This is a genomic window from Streptomyces violens (assembly GCF_000717745.1).
Taxonomy (GTDB): domain Bacteria; phylum Actinomycetota; class Actinomycetes; order Streptomycetales; family Streptomycetaceae; genus Streptomyces; species Streptomyces violens.
This window is the reverse complement of the sequence record NZ_JOBH01000024.1, coordinates 67,417-83,625: the sequence shown is the minus strand read 5'-3', so window position 1 is coordinate 83,625 and position 16,209 is coordinate 67,417. Positions and strand designations below refer to the sequence as shown.

The following is a 16,209-nucleotide window of genomic DNA, read 5'->3' as shown; positions in this document are numbered from 1 at the left end:
CCCTCAGCCCACCAGCGGCCCCGCCGCCAAGTGCGCCACCCCGCCCGTGACCGCCGTCAGGACGACGACCAGGACGCCCGCGCGTAGCGCAGCGGCGCGGTGCAGGAGCCCGGCCGGGGTGCCGAGGCGGCGGAGGGCGTCCGTCGTCGCGGCGCGGGCCGTGCGGGACTCCGTGACCGCGGTCAGCACGCTGAGCGCGGTACAGGCCAGTACCAGGCCGCCGCCGAGCGCGGAGAGCGGGCCGAGGGAGCCGGGGGAGCCGTGGCCGTACAGCGTGTACGCGGCGTAGGCGCCCGAAGCGGCCGCCATCAGGATGCCCAGCGGGCGGCCCACCCGGCGGGACTCCTCCTGGAGGACCCGCCCGGCCAGCAGCCGTGCCGCGCCCGCCCGGCCCGCGCCCAGCACCCGCCCGCTCGCGTGGACCAGCCCGGGCGCCGCCAGCACCAGCCCGGCCGCCGACAGCAGCCAGCCGACCAGCACGCCCGCCTCGCCGGTGACCAGCCGTCCCGGCAGCGGCAGCAGCCGGGCGCCGGGGCCCGTGTGCCCCGCCGCGTAGACCTCCAGGGCGAGCCCGGCGGCGGCCAGCGCGACGCCCCAGGGGAGCCCGGCCGGCGTGGCGCCGGCAGTACGGGGCGGCGCGTCGGCGCACGGCTCGGCCGGCGCGTTCCGCCCCGGACGCAGCGCCCAGATGGTCGCCACGGCGGCCACCACGGGGACGGCCGCGAGCAGCACGCCCACCGCCGCGTACGGGAGCGGGCCGCGGCCCAGCAGCTCCTCCGGACCCATCGGCGTACCGCCTAGGCCGCCGCGCAACCGCAGGAAGACCAGCAGCCCGAGCACGCTGCCCAGGGCGCAGGCGAGCACGGTCGAGGCGGCGGCGGTCAGGGTGAGCCGGACCGGGCCGAGGCCGGCCGCTGACATGCCCTCGCGCAGCCGGGCGGCCGGGTCCGTACGGGCCACGGCGACGGCGAGCTGTGCGGTGGCGGCGAGCGGGACCAGGCACCAGGCCAGCCGCAGCGCCGAGCCGGCGGCCTCGCCACGCGGCGCGTCGACGGCGTGGCCGAGCGTGGCCAGCAGCAGGAAGGCCGTGCCGGCCGCCGCCGCGACGACCAGCAGGCGGCGCAGCTGCACCGCCGGGCGTGCGCCCCGGGCTAGACGGAGAGCGAGCACTCTTCCCTGCCTTCCGTCTCGGCGGGGCCCTCGGCCTGTGCGGCGCCGGCCCGCCGGCCGTCCTGCAGGGCGATCGTGCGGTCGGCGAGCGTGGCTGCCTCCGGTTCCTGGGTGGCCAGTACGACGCTGAGGGCGTGGCTGCGGGCCGCGTTGATGATCGTACGGAGCACCTGGGCGGCGTCCGCGCGGTGCAGCGGCGCGGTCGGCTCGTCGGCGAAGAGCACCTGCGGGGTGGTGGCCAGCGCCCGGGCGACGGCCACGCGCTGCTGCTGCGCCCGGTCCAGGGCTGCGGGCCGCCGCTTGGCGCAGTCCGCCACGTCCAGCCGCTCCAGCCACTCGGTGGCGGCCTGCCTGGCCGCGCGGTGGCCCTCGCCGCGTACGAGGAGGGGCAGGGCCGCGTTCTCCCGGGCGGTCAGCTCGGGGACCAGCCGGGGCTCGGTGCCGATCCAGCCGAAACGGTCCAGCCGGAGCCGTTCGCGGCTGGTCGCGGAGAGGGTGTGGACCGGATGACTGTTGAACCAGACCTCGCCGCTGTCCGCGACGAGCTGTCCGGAGAGGCATTTCAGGAGCGTGGTCTTGCCGCAGCCGCGCGGACCGGTGACGGCAAGGATCTCGCCCTCGCGCACACCGAGGGAGATGCCGGTGAGTGCGGGGCTCTGACCGTGGGCGTGGTGCAGTCCGCGAGCCCATAGAACGTCGTTGTCGGGCGGGGCCACCATCTGCGCACCTCGTGCTCGCTCGCGTCCTTCGTTCCCCTGACCGGGTGAACGACCATGGAGGGTATACGTCACAAGCACGGTAGGTACTGCTGGGTCCCGCCAATCAACGCTCAGCACGGAAGACGGCCGAGGTTCACTCATATGGCTGGATATGAGTGACCTCGGCCGCCGTTTCTTCCGTTATTCGGGCCCCTGTACGGAAGCCGTCGGGGCCCGCCGAGCGTGTCGGGCGGGGCGGGGTCCGTGGCCCCGCCCCGCCCAATCCCTCCGGTGAGGGCCGGAGGGACGGCTCGGTACCGCGGATCAGAGCTTGGCCCAGGCCTCCGTGAGGACGCCGCGCAGGATCTGCTCGATCTCGTCGAACACGGTCTGGTCGGCGATCAGCGGCGGGGCCAGCTGGATGACCGGGTCGCCGCGGTCGTCGGCGCGGCAGTACAGGCCGGCGTCGTACAGCGCCTTGGAGAGGAAGCCGTACAGAACGCGCTCGGTCTCCTCGTCGTTGAACGACTCCTTGGTGACCTTGTCCTTGACGAGCTCGATGCCGTAGAAGAAGCCGTTGCCGCGGACGTCGCCGACGATCGGCAGGTCGTGCAGCTTCTGCAGCGTGGAGAGGAAGTTCGACTCGTTCTCGAGGACGTGCTTGTTCAGGCCCTCGCGCTCGAAGATGTCGAAGTTCGCCAGCGCCACGGCCGAGGAGACCGGGTGGCCACCGAAGGTGTAGCCGTGCAGGAAGGTGTTGTCACCCTTGTAGAACGGCTCCGCCAGGCGGTCGGAGATGATGCAGGCGCCGATCGGGGAGTAGCCCGAGGTCATGCCCTTGGCGCAGGTGATCATGTCCGGGACGTAGCCGAACTTGTCACATGCGAACATCGTGCCGAGGCGGCCGAACGCGCAGATGACCTCGTCGGAGACGAGCAGCACGTCGTACTGGTCGCAGATCTCGCGGACGCGCTGGAAGTACCCGGGCGGCGGCGGGAAGCAGCCACCGGCGTTCTGCACCGGCTCCAGGAAGACCGCGGCGACGGTCTCCGGGCCCTCGAAGAGGATCTGCTGCTCGATCTGGTCGGCGGCCCAGCGGCCGAAGGCCTCGGGGTCGTCGCCGTGGATCGGGGCGCGGTAGATGTTGGTGTTCGGCACCTTGTGCGCGCCGGGGACCAGCGGCTCGAAGGGGGCCTTGAGGCCCGGCAGGCCGGTGATGGACAGGGCGCCCTGCGGGGTGCCGTGGTAGGCCACCGCGCGGGATATGACCTTGTGCTTCATCGGCTTGCCGGTGAGCTTGAAGTACTGCTTGGCAAGCTTCCAGGCGGTCTCGACCGCCTCGCCGCCGCCGGTGGTGAAGAAGACCTTGTTCAGGTCGCCCGGGGCGTAGTTGGCCAGGCGCTCGGAGAGCTCGACGGCCTTGGGGTGGGCGTAGGACCACACCGGGAAGAAGGCGAGCTCCTGGGCCTGCTTGTACGCGGTCTCGGCCAGCTCGACCCGGCCGTGGCCCGCGTTGACCACGAAGAGGCCCGCGAGGCCGTCGATGTAGCGCTTGCCCTTGTCGTCGTAGATGTTGGTGCCCTCGCCGCGCACGATCGTGGGCACGGGGGCGTTCTCGTACGACGACATGCGGGTGAAATGCATCCACAGGTGGTCGTACGCCGTCTTGGAAAGGTCGGCGCTCATGGTTATCGCGTTCCCCAGGTGTAGGTCTGCTTCTTCAGCTTCATGTAGACGAAGCTCTCGGTGGAGCGCACGCCGGGAAGCGTGCGGACGCGCTTGTTGATCACGTCCAGGAGGTGATCGTCGTCCTCGCAGACGACCTCGATCAGCAGGTCGAAGGAGCCGGCGGTGACGACGCAGTACTCGACCTCGGACATGCCCGTGAGGGCCTCTGCCACGGGATCGACGTCGCCCTCGACGTTGATTCCGACCATTGCCTGCCGCCGGAAACCGACCGTGAGGGGGTCGGTGACGGCGACGATCTGCATCACACCCTGGTCGAGCAGCTTCTGTACGCGTTGCCGTACGGCCGCCTCGGACAGGCCCACGGCCTTGCCGATCGCGGCGTACGGACGGCGCCCGTCCTCCTGGAGCTGCTCAATGATCGCCAGGGAGACGGAGTCGATCGACGGAGTGCCGTTTCTGTCACGAGTGGCCACGTCCCTCACTGTGCACCAGCATCGTCCGTCACGCAAGCCCGATTCGCCGAAATCAGTTGTTCACCGAGAGTCGCGCCACGAAATTCGTTGTTACTGGCGCGTGGGTATGTCGAAAACGGGGCCGGCATGGTTAGGGTGGGCATCTCATCCACCGGACACCAGACACCGGTCATCTGACACCGGACACCTGACAGGAGGGGTCGCACGTGACCACCGAACTGCGTCGTCTGCGCAACTACATCGACGGGGAGTTCCGGGACGCCGCCGACGGCCGCACCACGGACGTGGTCAACCCGGCGACGGGCGAGGTGTACGCCACCGCCCCGCTGTCCGCGGCCGCCGATGTCGACGCCGCGATGGCCGCCGCCGAGGCGGCCTTCCCGGCGTGGCGCGACCTGATCCCCGCCGAGCGCCAGAAGGTGCTCCTGAAGATCGCCGACCGCTTCGAGGAGCGCGCCGAGGAGCTGATCGCCGCCGAGTCCGAGAACTGCGGCAAGCCGGTCGCCCTCGTACGCTCCGAGGAAATCCCGCCGATGGTGGACCAGATCCGCTTCTTCGCGGGTGCCGCGCGGATGCTGGAGGGCCGCTCGGCCGGCGAGTACATGGAGGGCCTGACCTCCATCATCCGGCGCGAGCCGATCGGCGTCTGTGCCCAGGTCGCGCCCTGGAACTACCCGATGATGATGGCCGTGTGGAAGTTCGCGCCGGCCATGGCCGCGGGCAACACGGTCGTCATCAAGCCCTCGGACACCACCCCGGCGTCCACGGTCCTGATCGGCGAGATCATCGGCAGTGTGCTGGACGAGCTGGGCCACCCGCGCGGCGTGTTCAACGTCGTGTGCGGTGACCGCGAGACCGGCCGTCTGATGGTCGAGCACGAGGTGCCCGCGATGGCCTCCATCACCGGCTCCGTGCGCGCCGGCATGCAGGTCGCCGAGTCCGCCTCCAAGGACCTCAAGCGGGTCCACCTGGAGCTGGGCGGCAAGGCCCCGGTCGTGGTCTTCGAGGACACCGACATCGCCAAGGCCGTCGAGGACATCTCCGTCGCCGGTTACTTCAACGCCGGCCAGGACTGCACCGCGGCGACCCGCGTGCTCGTCCAGGAGTCCATCCACGACGAGTTCGTGACCGCGCTCGCCAAGGCCGCCGCGGAGACCAAGACCGGCGCGGTCGACGACGAGGACGTGCTCTACGGCCCGCTGAACAACGCCAACCAGCTCAAGCAGGTCAAGGGCTTCATCGAGCGCCTCCCCGCGCACGCGAAGATCGAGGCCGGCGGCCAGCAGGTCGGCGAGAAGGGCTACTTCTTCGCCCCGACCGTCGTCTCCGGCCTCAAGCAGGACGACGAGATCGTCCAGAACGAGGTCTTCGGCCCGGTCATCACGGTCCAGTCCTTCACCGACGAGGACCAGGCCACCGAGTGGGCCAACGGCGTCGAGTACGCGCTCGCGTCCTCGGTGTGGACCAAGGACCACGCCCGCGCCATGCGGATGTCCAAGAAGCTCGACTTCGGCTGCGTGTGGATCAACACCCACATCCCGCTCGTCGCCGAGATGCCGCACGGCGGCTTCAAGAAGTCCGGCTACGGCAAGGACCTCTCCGCCTACGGCTTCGACGACTACACCCGCATCAAGCACGTCATGACCTCGCTGGACGGCTGACCGACAGGGCGGTCAGCGATGGCTGACCACTGAACGGTCGGCCACAAGTCGGGTGCCGTGCGGGGCACCTGACACACCGTCGTGGGCCGGGGCCCGGCAGTAGACGCTTCGTCTGTTGCCGCCCCGGCCCGCGGCGCGTGAGAGTCCTCACATGGATCGTCTTTCGCGGCGTGCGCTGCTCAGAGGTGTCGGTACGGTCGGATTCCTGGCGGCGGTGGCGGGGTGCGGCGTACCGCCCGCGTACGTCCGGGCCGGCGAGCGCGCAGCCCCCGACCGCTCGGCGGCCGACAAGTCCCTCACCTTCGCCAACTGGCCGCTGTACATCGACGTCGACGACCACGACAAGCAGCGCCGTCCCACGCTGGACGCCTTCGAACGGCGCACCGGCATCTCGGTGACGTACACCGAAGAGATCAACGACAACGACGAGTTCTTCGGGAAGATCAGCCCCGCGCTGATGAACCACCAGACCACCGGGCGCGACCTGATCGTCATCAGCGACTGGATGTGCTCGCGCTTCGTACGGCTCGGCTGGGTGCAGGAAATGGACCGGGACCGGCAGCCGAACGTGGCGAAGCACCTCGACCCGCTGCTGCTCAAGCCCGCGTTCGACCCGGGCCGCAAGCACACCGTCCCCTGGCAGTCCGGGATCACCGGCATCGCGTACAACCGGAAGAAGCTCGGCCGGGAGATCAGGCACACCAGCGACCTGTGGGCGGACGACCTGAAGGGGCGGGTCACCCTGCTGGCCGGCATGGACGAGGCGTTCGCGCTGCTCATGCAGGGTGAGGGCGTGGACATCACGCGCTGGACGGCGGACGACTTCCACCGGATGACCGACCGGGTCGCGGCGCTCGTCCGCGCGCAGCACATCCGCCGCTTCACCGGCAACGACTACATCAAGGACCTCTCCTCGGGGGACGTGCTGGCCGCGCAGGCGTACTCCGGTGACGTCATCCAGCTCAAGGCCGACAACCCCGATATCGAATTCGTGGTCCCCGAAGAGGGCGCCGAGCTGTGGTCGGAGAGCCTGATGATCCCCGACCTCGCCGCGCACAAGCGCAACGCGGAGCGGCTCGTCGACTACTACTACGAGCCGGAGGTCGCCGCCGAGCTCGCCACCTGGGTCAACTACGTGTGCCCGGTCCCCGCCGCGCGCGACGTGCTGGCCTCCGCCAAGGACAAGGAGACCGCCGCGCTGGCCGAGGACCCGCTGATCTTCCCGGACGACGGCATGCGCGGCCGGCTCGCCATCGCCCGGGACATCGGCTCGAAGGAACGTCCGGAGTTCGCCAAGGAGTGGAACGCGATCGTGGGGCTGTGAGACGCGTCAGGTCGGGGGGATGTCGTTCTGGTCGGCGCCGACCGGGAGCCGGTGACCGGCCGGAATGTCGTGGTCGGGGTCGCCCTTGATGCTGGTGCCGGCGGCCTCGGCGGAGAAGGTCCGGCCGACCGGGAGCATGGGCGTGTACTTGGTCTCGCCGTAGACCACCGCCGCGCGCTCCTTCTTCGTCGGCGAGGTCGCGATCTCGATCGTGTCGCCCACCACCGCCCCGGTGAGCTTGCCCCACACGGTCCGGCAGCTGGGGCTGTAGCGGATGGCCACCCGCATGGCGCCGGCCGAGTCCTCGGCCAGGGTGCGCGCGCCCGGCGCGCAGCGGGTCTTCTCGGGGTCCAGGCCCGCGCAGTCGTTCATCGCGCAGGTCGGGGACTCGGTCCTGACCGCCGCGGTGGGTGCGGGCGGGCCGTTGCCGCTGCCCGGTGCCTGCTCCCCGTCGCCGCCCGCCAGCAGCGGGATGCCCACCGTGAGGACGGTGGTCACCACGGCCAGGATCAGGGCCCCGCCGAGCGTCTCGGGGCCGTGCCGCTTCAGCCAGGAGTCTTCGCCGGCCACGCCAACCTCCCGATGCACATGTACGTGTACACGTCATCGGAAGGGTAGGCGCGTGCGGCTGGATATGACCCGGGCAGATCCGGCCGTTGTGGCGGGAGGGGGCCGTGGGTCAGCGGGGCCAGGAGGTGGTGTACGCGTCGATCTCCGCGGCGAGGCGGGCCTTGGCCGGTGCGTCCATGAAGGACACCTCGACGGCGTTCTTCGCCAGCGCGGCGAGGCCCGCCTCGTCCAGCTCCAGCAGCCGCGCGGCCACGCCGTACTCGGTGTTCAGGTCCGTGCCGAACATCGGCGGGTCGTCGCTGTTGATGGTCACCAGCACGCCGGCCGCGACCATCTCCTTGATCGGGTGCTCGTCGAGGGTGCGGACCGCGCGGGTGGCGATGTTCGAGGTGGGGCAGACCTCCAGCGGGATGCGGTGCTCGGCGAGGTGGGCCAGCAGCTTCGGGTCCCGTACGGAGCTGGTGCCGTGACCGATGCGCTCGGCGCGCAGCTCGGTCAGCGCGTCCCACACCGTCTCGGGGCCCGTGGTCTCGCCGGCGTGCGGCACGGAGTGCAGGCCCTCGGCGATGGCGCGGTCGAAGTACGGCTTGAACTGCGGGCGCGGTACGCCTATTTCGGGGCCGCCGAGGCCGAAGGAGACCAGGCCCTCGGGCTTGAGGCCGCAGGCGATGCGCGCGGTCTCCTCGGCGGCCTCCAGGCCCGCCTCGCCGGGGATGTCGAAGCACCAGCGCAGCGTGACGCCGAGCTCCGACTCGGCGGACTTCCGGGCGTCCTCGATCGCCTCGACGAACGCGGCGTCCGGGATGCCGCGCCGGGTGGAGCTGAACGGGGTCACGGTCAGCTCGGCGTAGCGGATGTTCTGCCGCGCCATGTCGCGGGCGACCTCGTACGTCAGCAGACGCACGTCCTCCGCGTCGCGGATGAGGTCCACGACGGAGAGGTAGACCTCGACGAAGTGCGCGAAGTCGCGGAAGGTGAAGTAGTCCACCAGGGCTTCGGGGTCGGTGGGCACCTTGGAGTCGGGGTGCCGGGCGGCCAGCTCCGCGACGATGCGCGGCGAGGCCGAGCCGACGTGGTGGACGTGCAGCTCCGCCTTGGGCAGGCCCGCGATGAATGCGTCGAGGTCGGACAACGGTGCCTCCTGGTCGGCGGATGCCGGTCGGTCGTGGTGTCGGTCGGTCGTCATCGTATGCGGCACGGGCCGGGGCGCCGGGGGCGGCCGGATGCCGGGCCGTACGGCGGCCGGGCCACCGGGGAGCGCGGCCCCCGGGCCGTCGGGGAGCGCGGCCGACGCGCGGGGTCGGGTCTTAGCATGGAGCGCAGCCAAGTGGGGGAGAGCCATGTCCGACCGTCAGCAGCCCGAGCCGCGCGACCCGTGGGCGGCGCCGTCCGAGGACGGTGTGCCGCCGCACCGGCCGGACACGGGGGCGCGGGGCCTGCCGCCGTACGGCACGTCGGCGCACGATCAGCAGACCGTGGGCGCGGGCTTCGCCGTCCCCGCCCCGCCGCCGGCCCCCGGGCACGCCTCGGGCCCCGCACCCGGCCACGCCGTCGGACCGCAGGGCGCGTACGGAACGCCGTACCCCCAGCAGCCGTACGGGCCCCACCCGTACATATCCGCCCCCTACGGCCCCCTGCCCGGCGGTCCCGGTACGCAGGCCGGCTGGCCCGGGCAGCCGAACAACGGCATGGGCGTCGCCGCGCTCGTCCTCGGCATCCTCAGCATCGTCTCCAGCCTCACCCTCCTGTTCGGTGTGATCACGGGCGTCCTCGGGATCGTCTTCGGCGCCCTCGGCCGGGCCAGGGCCAAGCGGGGCGAGGCGACCAACGGCGGCATGGCACTGGCCGGTCTCCTCTGCGGCGTGGCCGGTCTCCTCGTGAGCGTCCTGCTGATCGTCGCGATCATCGTCGGGGTCAGCGCGGGAAGCGACGCCACCCCCTACGACGACTACTCCGACACCTACAACGCGGCCCCTGCCGCCCCCGGCCGCTGACCCCGGCCCGCACAGCCCCCGCTCCGCCGGCCCCGGCCGCTCAGCTCCCCTCCGCCGCCAGCCGCTGCCGCGCCTCCATCAGCGCGAAGCCCAGCAGATTCAGCCCCTGCCAGCGGGCCGGATCGGCGGCGCGCTCGTCGTCCGCGGCGAGCCCGATGCCCCATATCCGGTCCAGCGGGCTCGCCTCGACCAGCACCCGCTGCCCCGTGCCCAGCAGATAGTCGCGCAGCGCCGCGTCCTGCCCGAACTTGTGCAGACTTCCCCGCACCACCAGCTCGTACCGCTCGCGCTGCCAGGTCTCGTCGTCGAAGCCGCGCACCGAACGGCCCGCGTCCTTCGCCTGCTTGGGATGGCCCGCTCTGAGCACCCGCTGTAACGCCTGGCGGTCGCCGAACAGCCGCGCCTTGCCGGCCATCATCCAGTGCTCCGCTGTGGCGTACCGCACGCCGTCCACCGTGAACGGCGCCGGCCACCACTGGCTGAAGCAGCTGGCCCCCAGACTGCCGTCCCGGCGCGGCGCATGCCCCCAGAAGTACACGTACTTGTATGTCTCACCCGAAGCCGGCGCCGCGCACAGCTCCGCCACCGATCGCGGCCCGTCGGCCACCCGCGTCCGCTCCGTCATCCCCGCAGCCCCCCTCTACCCCGTTCCACTCTTCCCCGGTCCTGCACCATGCCGGGATTCTGCCAGCGGGCACTGACAACCTGTCGGGCGCCGGAACGACGGATTTCGCAGAATCCGTCGCGTAACCAAAAGGCAACAACGGAATCACTTGTTGGGGCCCGCTTTCCCTGTCAAGATCGGCCATCAATTCGGGAAAGAGCTACGCCCGGCAGGCCCCGCGAAAGCCCGGCCGCCGGTGGAGGAGAGCGCCATGGATCAGCGATTCGATGTCACCGAGCGATTCGCCCAGGGGGCTCAGTTCATCGCAGGAGAGCTCCGCGCGGGGACCTCGGGACGCACCCAGGCCGTCACCGACCCGGCCACCGGCGAGCAGGTGTACACGTACGAACTGGCCGGGACGGCGGACGTGGACGCGGCCGTCGGCGCGGCCCGGCAGGCGCTCCCCGAATGGGCGGGCGCCACGCCCGGCGAGCGTTCCGAGGCGCTGCACCGCTTCGCCGCCGTACTGGACGAGCGGACCGAGGAGTTCGCGTACGCCGAGTCGCTGCAGTGCGGCAAGCCGATCAAGCTGAGCCGGGAGTTCGACGTCCCCGGATCGGTGGACAACGCCGCGTTCTTCGCGGGCGCCGCGCGCCACCTGGAGGGCAAGGCGGCCGGTGAGTACAGCGGCGACCACACCTCCTCGGTGCGCCGCGAGCCCATCGGTGTCGTCGGCTCCATCGCGCCGTGGAACTACCCGTTGCAGATGGCCAGTTGGAAGGTCCTTCCGGCGATTGCGGCAGGCAACACCATCGTCCTCAAGCCCGCCGAGATCACCCCGCTGACCTCGGTGATGTACGCCCAGGCCGCGCGCGAGGCGGGCATTCCGGACGGCGTCATCAACATCGTCTCGGGCGCAGGACGGGACGCCGGCGAGCACCTCGTCGGCCACCCGGACGTCGCGATGACCTCCTTCACCGGCTCCACCGCGGTCGGCAAGCGGGTCGCCGAGATCGCCACCGCCACCGTCAAGCGCCTCCACCTGGAGCTCGGCGGCAAGGCACCCTTCGTGGTCTTCGACGACGCCGACCTGGACGCGGCCGTGCACGGTGCGGTGGCCGGCGCCCTGATCAACACCGGCCAGGACTGCACGGCCGCCACCCGCGCCTACGTACAGCGCCCCCTGTACGACGCCTTCGTCAGCGGCGTCGCCGACCTCATGGCGACCGTACGGCTCGGCGACCCCTTCGACCCGGCCACCGACCTCGGCCCGCTCATCTCGCACGCCCAGCGCGACCGGGTGGCCGGTTTCGTCGAGCGCGCACGGAAGTACGCCACCGTCGTCACCGGCGGCGAGGCGCCCCAGGGCGAGCTGGCCAAGGGCGCGTACTACCTGCCCACCCTCATCGCCGGCGCCGCGCAGGACAGCGAGATCGTGCAGTCCGAGATCTTCGGCCCGGTGCTGGTCGTGCTGCCCTTCGACACCGACGACGAGGGCATCGCGCTCGCCAACGACACCCCCTACGGGCTCGCCGCCTCCGCCTGGAGCCGCGACGTCTACCGCACGGGCCGCGCCGTCCGCGAGATCAAGGCCGGCTGCGTGTGGGTCAACGACCACATCCCGATCATCAGCGAGATGCCGCACGGCGGATACAAGGCATCGGGATACGGCAAGGACATGTCGGCGTACTCCTTCGAGGAATACACGCAGGTCAAGCACGTCATGTACGACATCACGGGCGTGGCCAGGAAGGACTGGCACCGCACCGTCTTCGGGGACCGCGGCTGAGAGCTGTCCGGCGCCGCACCATCCGTCACTCCACCGGCTGACCACCGGCCGACCTCGAAAGGCCACACCGTATGGAGCACACCGCGCAGCCCGAACCGCTCTCCGCGGCGGAACTGGCCGCCATGCGGCGCAGCATGACCAACGGCCGGATGGCCCTGACCCGGCGGTCCCTGATGCGCGCGAGCGGCGCCGGCGTGCTGGCGCTCGGCGGTCTCGGCACCCTGTCGGCCTGCGGGATCCCGCCCGCGGGCCGGACGGACGCGGGCTCCTCCGACGACCACTCGCGCGAGGAGAAGCGGGTCGCGTTCTCCAACTGGACCGAGTACATCGACGTCAGCGAGGACGAGAAGCACCACCCGACGCTGGAGGCCTTCACGAAGCGGACCGGCATCCGGGTCAAGTACACCGAGGACATCAACGACAACGACGAGTTCTTCGGGAAAGTGCAGGCCCAGCTCGCGGCCGGTCAGGACACCGGGCGCGACCTGATCTGCCTGACCGACTGGATGTGCGCGCGGATGATCTCGCTGGGCTGGATCCAGCCGCTGGACCCGGCCAACCTGCCGCACGCGTACACCAATCTCTCGCAGCAGTTCCGCAACCCCGACTGGGACCCCGGGCGCGCCCACTCCTACACCTGGCAGGGCGTCCCGACCGTCATCGCGTACAACAAGAAGGCCACCGGCGGCCGCAAGGTCGACTCCGTCGAGCAGCTGCTGGACGACCCCAAGCTCAAGGGGAAGGTCGCCTTCCTCTCCGAGATGCGCGACACCATCGGCATGGTCCTGCTCGACATGGACGAGCGGCCCGAGGACGTCACCGCCGACACCTTCGACGCGGCCGTCGCCCGGCTCCAGCGGGGCGTCGACAAGAAGCAGATCCGCCGCTTCACCGGCAACGACTACCTCAACGACCTCAGCAAGGGCGACCTGGCGGCCTGTCTCGCCTGGGCGGGCGATGTCGTACAGCTGCAGAACGACAACTCCGACATCGAGTACGTCATCCCGGAGAAGGGCTACACGACCGCGGCGGACAACCTCATGGTGCCCAACAAAGCGCGCCACAAGGAGAACGCCGAGCGCCTCATCGACTACTTCTACGAGCCCAAGGTGGCCGCGCAGATCGCCGCGTACATCAATTACGTGTGCCCGGTCGACGGGGTGCGCGAGGAACTCGCGAAGATCGACAAGAAGCTGGCGGAGAACAAACTCATCCTCCCCGACGAGGAAATGGCGTCCAAGTCGCACAACTTCCGCGCACTCAATGCCAAGGAAAGCAAGGAATACGCGCAGAAGTTCGCCGACCTGACCGGTGCCTGACCGCCCTTCCGCCCACCTCACACCCGGGACCCGACACATGACAGAGCTCTCGAAGACCGACAGCAGCGGCGGCGACGTCCGGCTGTCCGGCATCAGCAAGACCTACGGCTCCTTCACCGCCGTCCAGCCGCTCGACCTGACCGTCCCCGCCGGCTCCTTCTTCGCCCTCCTCGGCGCCTCCGGCTGCGGCAAGACCACCACCCTGCGCATGATCGCGGGCCTGGAGGAGCCCACCACCGGCACCGTCGAACTCGCCGGCAAGGACGTCACCGCGCTGCCGCCCTACAAGCGCCCGGTGAACACCGTCTTCCAGAACTACGCGCTCTTCCCGCACCTGGACATCTACGAGAACGTCGCCTTCGGGCTGCGCCGCCGCGGCATCAAGTCCGTGAAGAAGCAGGTCGGCGAGATGCTCGACCTGGTGCAGCTCGGCGAGCAGGCCCGCAAGAAGCCGCAGCAGCTCTCCGGCGGCCAACAGCAGCGCGTGGCCGTCGCCCGCGCCCTGATCAACCACCCGCAGGTGCTCCTCCTCGACGAGCCGCTCGGTGCCCTCGACCTCAAGCTGCGACGCCAGATGCAGCTCGAACTCAAACGCATCCAGACCGAGGTCGGCATCACCTTCGTGCACGTCACGCACGACCAGGAGGAGGCCATGACGATGGCCGACACGGTCGCGGTGATGAACGGCGGCCGCGTCGAGCAGCTCGGTGCCCCCGCCGACCTGTACGAGAACCCCGGCACCACCTTCGTCGCCAACTTCCTCGGCACCTCCAACCTCATCGCGGCGGAGATCGCCGAGGCAGGCGGCGAGCAGCTCCTGCTGACGGCCGGGGACACCAAGCTGCGGCTGCCCGCCGCACGATGTTCCGCGAGCAGCGTCCGTACGGGCGAGAAGGTGCTGGCGGGCGTCCGCCCCGAGAAGATCACCCTCGCGCACGCCGACGACGCGGGGTCCATACCGGAGGGCGCCAACCGGCTGCCGGGCCGCATCAAGCACGCGAGCTTCATCGGCGTCTCCACGCAGTACGTGATCGAGAGCCGAGGGGCCGGTGAACTGGCCGCCTACGAGCAGAACATCGAGCGCGACGGCCGGCTGGTGCCGGGCGCCGAGGTGGTACTGCACTGGAACCCCGCGCACACCTTCGGGTTCTCCGCCGACCAGGACATCACCGCCGGTGCGGACGCCGACGAGGAGGCCGCGTGAGTGCCGCCACCCAGGCGCCGCCGGAGCCCACGGCGCCCGCCCTCGAAGTGCGCAAGCCCCCCACCCGCAAGCGGCTCGTCCCGTACTGGCTGCTGCTGCCCGGCATCCTGTGGCTGCTGGTCTTCTTCGCCGCGCCGCTGGTCTATCAGGCGTCCACGTCCCTGCAGACCGGCTCCCTCGAAGAGGGCTTCAAGGTCACCTGGCACATCGCCACCTACTGGGACGCGCTGGGGGAGTACTGGCCGCAGTTCGTCCGCTCGGTGGCCTTCGCCGCCATCGCGACGCTGCTCTGCCTCGTGCTCGGCTACCCGCTGGCCTACCTGATCGCTTTCAAGGCGGGCCGCTGGCGCAATGTCGTGATGATCCTGGTCATCGCGCCGTTCTTCACCAGCTTCCTGATCCGCACGCTCGCCTGGAAGACCATCCTCGCCGACGGCGGCCCGGTCGTCGGCGTCCTCAACTCGCTGCACATCCTGGACGTCACCAGCGCGATCGGCCTCACCGAAGGCACCCGTGTGCTCGCCACCCCGCTCGCGGTGGTCTGCGGACTCACGTACAACTTCCTGCCGTTCATGATCCTGCCGCTCTACACCTGCCTGGAGCGGATCGATCCGCGGCTCCACGAGGCGGCGGGCGATCTGTACGCCAAGCCGGCCACCACCTTCCGCCGGGTGACCTTTCCGCTGTCCATGCCCGGCGTGGTCGCCGGCACGCTGCTCACCTTCATCCCGGCCGCCGGTGACTACATCAACGCCGAACTGCTGGGCTCCACCGACCAGAAGATGATCGGCAACGTCATCCAGTCGCAGTTCCTGCGGGTCCTGGACTACCCGACGGCGGCGGCCCTCTCCTTCATCCTCATGGCGGCCATCCTCGCCATGGTCACCATCTACATCCGCAAGTCGGGGACGGAGGACCTGGTCTGATGCGCTGGCTTCGACGCAATGCGGTGGTGATCGCGGGCCTGCTGACGCTGGCGTATCTGATCCTGCCCAACGTCATCGTGATGGTCTTCTCGTTCAACAAGCCGAACGGGCGCTTCAACTACGAGTGGCAGCGGTTCTCCACCGACGCCTGGACCGACCCCTGCGGCGTCGCCGACCTGTGCGGCTCCCTCGGGCTGAGCCTGCAGATCGCGCTCTGGGCCACGATCGGCGCCACCGTACTGGGCACCCTGATCGCCTTCGCGCTGGCCCGCTACCGCTTCCGCGCCCGCTCCTCCGTCAACACGCTGATCTTCCTGCCGATGGCGATGCCCGAGGTCGTCATGGCCGCCTCGCTGGCCACGCTCTTCCTCAACATGGGCATCCAGTTCGGCTTCTGGACGATCCTGATCGCGCACATCATGTTCTGCCTGAGCTTCGTGGTCACCGCGGTCAAGGCGCGCGTGATGAGCATGGACCCGCGGCTGGAGCAGGCGGCGCAGGACCTCTACGCCACCCCGGTGCAGACGTTCCTGAAGGTGACGCTGCCGATCGCGGCACCCGGCATCGCCGCGGGCGCGCTGCTCTCCTTCGCCCTCTCGTTCGACGATTTCATCATCACCAACTTCAACGCGGGCTCCACCGTGACCTTCCCCATGTTCGTCTGGGGATCGGCGCAACGGGGCACGCCCGTTCAGATCAATGTCATCGGAACGGCGATGTTCCTCATCGCCGTGCTCTGCGTACTGGGCGGACAATTGTTCACCGGACGCCGCAAGAGGAGCTGAGAA

The 16,209-nt window shown here is 70.3% G+C and carries 14 protein-coding genes and 1 pseudogene; 8 read left to right on the top strand and 7 right to left on the bottom strand.

All coding sequences use genetic code 11. The features are described 5' to 3' along the window. Positions 1–3: 3 nt before the first annotated feature. The 4 genes and pseudogenes from IF04_RS0133045 to IF04_RS0133030 form a co-directional block, all read right to left on the bottom strand. Positions 4–1,170: a hypothetical protein gene (locus IF04_RS0133045; protein WP_030266512.1), complete on the bottom strand. Its 1,167-nt coding sequence runs from the start codon at positions 1,168–1,170 to the stop codon at positions 4–6. Then, positions 1,152–1,805: pseudogene (locus IF04_RS0133040) on the bottom strand (ABC transporter ATP-binding protein); the annotation flags it as partial. The pseudogene IF04_RS0133040 and the gene IF04_RS0133045, both read right to left, overlap by 19 nt. Before the next feature lie 387 nt (positions 1,806–2,192). After that, positions 2,193–3,554 (bottom strand): aspartate aminotransferase family protein, encoded by a 1,362-nt coding sequence (locus tag IF04_RS0133035; RefSeq protein WP_030266507.1) that lies wholly within the window; start codon positions 3,552–3,554, stop codon positions 2,193–2,195. Positions 3,555–3,556: 2 nt separating this feature from the next. Then, positions 3,557–4,030, bottom strand: a complete 474-nt coding sequence (locus IF04_RS0133030) for an Lrp/AsnC family transcriptional regulator (RefSeq protein ID WP_037801321.1) — start codon at positions 4,028–4,030, stop codon at positions 3,557–3,559. Between the two features lie 206 nt (positions 4,031–4,236). Here IF04_RS0133030 and IF04_RS0133025 point away from each other — a divergent pair, with 206 nt between their 5' ends. Together IF04_RS0133025 and IF04_RS0133020 are read left to right on the top strand one after the other, a co-directional pair. Further along, on the top strand, positions 4,237–5,691 hold the full coding sequence (locus tag IF04_RS0133025; protein WP_030266501.1) for a gamma-aminobutyraldehyde dehydrogenase: 1,455 nt from the start codon (positions 4,237–4,239) through the stop codon (positions 5,689–5,691). Positions 5,692–5,842: 151 nt separating this feature from the next. Further along, complete coding sequence (locus IF04_RS0133020) at positions 5,843–7,015, top strand: polyamine ABC transporter substrate-binding protein (protein WP_030266498.1); 1,173 nt, start codon at positions 5,843–5,845, stop codon at positions 7,013–7,015. Between the two features lie 6 nt (positions 7,016–7,021). Here the strand turns inward: IF04_RS0133020 and IF04_RS0133015 are convergent, their stop codons facing one another. Both IF04_RS0133015 and IF04_RS0133010 read right to left on the bottom strand, forming a co-directional pair. Continuing rightward, entirely contained in the window at positions 7,022–7,585 is a 564-nt protein-coding gene (locus IF04_RS0133015; RefSeq protein WP_051831787.1) for a DUF2690 domain-containing protein, read from the bottom strand. Positions 7,586–7,694: 109 nt separating this feature from the next. Further along, complete coding sequence (locus IF04_RS0133010; protein WP_078601119.1) at positions 7,695–8,771, bottom strand: adenosine deaminase; 1,077 nt, start codon at positions 8,769–8,771, stop codon at positions 7,695–7,697. Positions 8,772–8,925: 154 nt separating this feature from the next. Here IF04_RS0133010 and IF04_RS0133005 point away from each other — a divergent pair, with 154 nt between their 5' ends. After that, entirely contained in the window at positions 8,926–9,579 is a 654-nt protein-coding gene (locus IF04_RS0133005; RefSeq protein ID WP_051831786.1) for a DUF4190 domain-containing protein, read from the top strand. A gap of 40 nt (positions 9,580–9,619) precedes the next feature. Here the strand turns inward: IF04_RS0133005 and IF04_RS0133000 are convergent, their stop codons facing one another. Further along, complete coding sequence (locus tag IF04_RS0133000; protein WP_030266485.1) at positions 9,620–10,204, bottom strand: riboflavin biosynthesis intermediates N-glycosidase; 585 nt, start codon at positions 10,202–10,204, stop codon at positions 9,620–9,622. A 250-nt stretch (positions 10,205–10,454) separates the two neighbouring features. On the opposite strand from IF04_RS0133000, the gene IF04_RS0132995 reads away from it, so the two are divergent. The 5 genes from IF04_RS0132995 (at position 10,455) to IF04_RS0132975 (ending at position 16,206) form a co-directional block, all read left to right on the top strand. Next, positions 10,455–11,972 (top strand): gamma-aminobutyraldehyde dehydrogenase, encoded by a 1,518-nt coding sequence (locus IF04_RS0132995; RefSeq protein WP_030266482.1) that lies wholly within the window; start codon positions 10,455–10,457, stop codon positions 11,970–11,972. Positions 11,973–12,043: 71 nt separating this feature from the next. Next, entirely contained in the window at positions 12,044–13,291 is a 1,248-nt protein-coding gene (locus IF04_RS0132990) for a polyamine ABC transporter substrate-binding protein (RefSeq protein ID WP_030266480.1), read from the top strand. 37 nt (positions 13,292–13,328) lie between these two features. After that, positions 13,329–14,495 (top strand): ABC transporter ATP-binding protein, encoded by a 1,167-nt coding sequence (locus IF04_RS0132985; protein WP_030266476.1) that lies wholly within the window; start codon positions 13,329–13,331, stop codon positions 14,493–14,495. Beyond that, on the top strand, positions 14,492–15,421 hold the full coding sequence (locus tag IF04_RS0132980) for an ABC transporter permease (protein ID WP_030266473.1): 930 nt from the start codon (positions 14,492–14,494) through the stop codon (positions 15,419–15,421). Before IF04_RS0132985 ends, IF04_RS0132980 begins: the two co-directional genes overlap by 4 nt. Continuing rightward, complete coding sequence (locus IF04_RS0132975) at positions 15,421–16,206, top strand: ABC transporter permease (RefSeq protein ID WP_030266470.1); 786 nt, start codon at positions 15,421–15,423, stop codon at positions 16,204–16,206. Before IF04_RS0132980 ends, IF04_RS0132975 begins: the two co-directional genes overlap by 1 nt. Positions 16,207–16,209 lie beyond the last annotated feature (3 nt).

Coding starts and splice junctions, on each gene's coding strand:
- IF04_RS0133035 (WP_030266507.1), bottom strand. CDS start 3,554: ATGAGCGCCGACCTTTCCAAGACGGCGTACGACCACCTGTGGATGCAT.
- IF04_RS0133020 (WP_030266498.1), top strand. CDS start 5,843: ATGGATCGTCTTTCGCGGCGTGCGCTGCTCAGAGGTGTCGGTACGGTC.
- IF04_RS0133010 (WP_078601119.1), bottom strand. CDS start 8,771: ATGACGACCGACCGACACCACGACCGACCGGCATCCGCCGACCAGGAG.
- IF04_RS0133005 (WP_051831786.1), top strand. CDS start 8,926: ATGTCCGACCGTCAGCAGCCCGAGCCGCGCGACCCGTGGGCGGCGCCG.
- IF04_RS0133000 (WP_030266485.1), bottom strand. CDS start 10,204: ATGACGGAGCGGACGCGGGTGGCCGACGGGCCGCGATCGGTGGCGGAG.
- IF04_RS0132995 (WP_030266482.1), top strand. CDS start 10,455: ATGGATCAGCGATTCGATGTCACCGAGCGATTCGCCCAGGGGGCTCAG.
- IF04_RS0132990 (WP_030266480.1), top strand. CDS start 12,044: ATGGAGCACACCGCGCAGCCCGAACCGCTCTCCGCGGCGGAACTGGCC.
- IF04_RS0132985 (WP_030266476.1), top strand. CDS start 13,329: ATGACAGAGCTCTCGAAGACCGACAGCAGCGGCGGCGACGTCCGGCTG.
- IF04_RS0132975 (WP_030266470.1), top strand. CDS start 15,421: ATGCGCTGGCTTCGACGCAATGCGGTGGTGATCGCGGGCCTGCTGACG.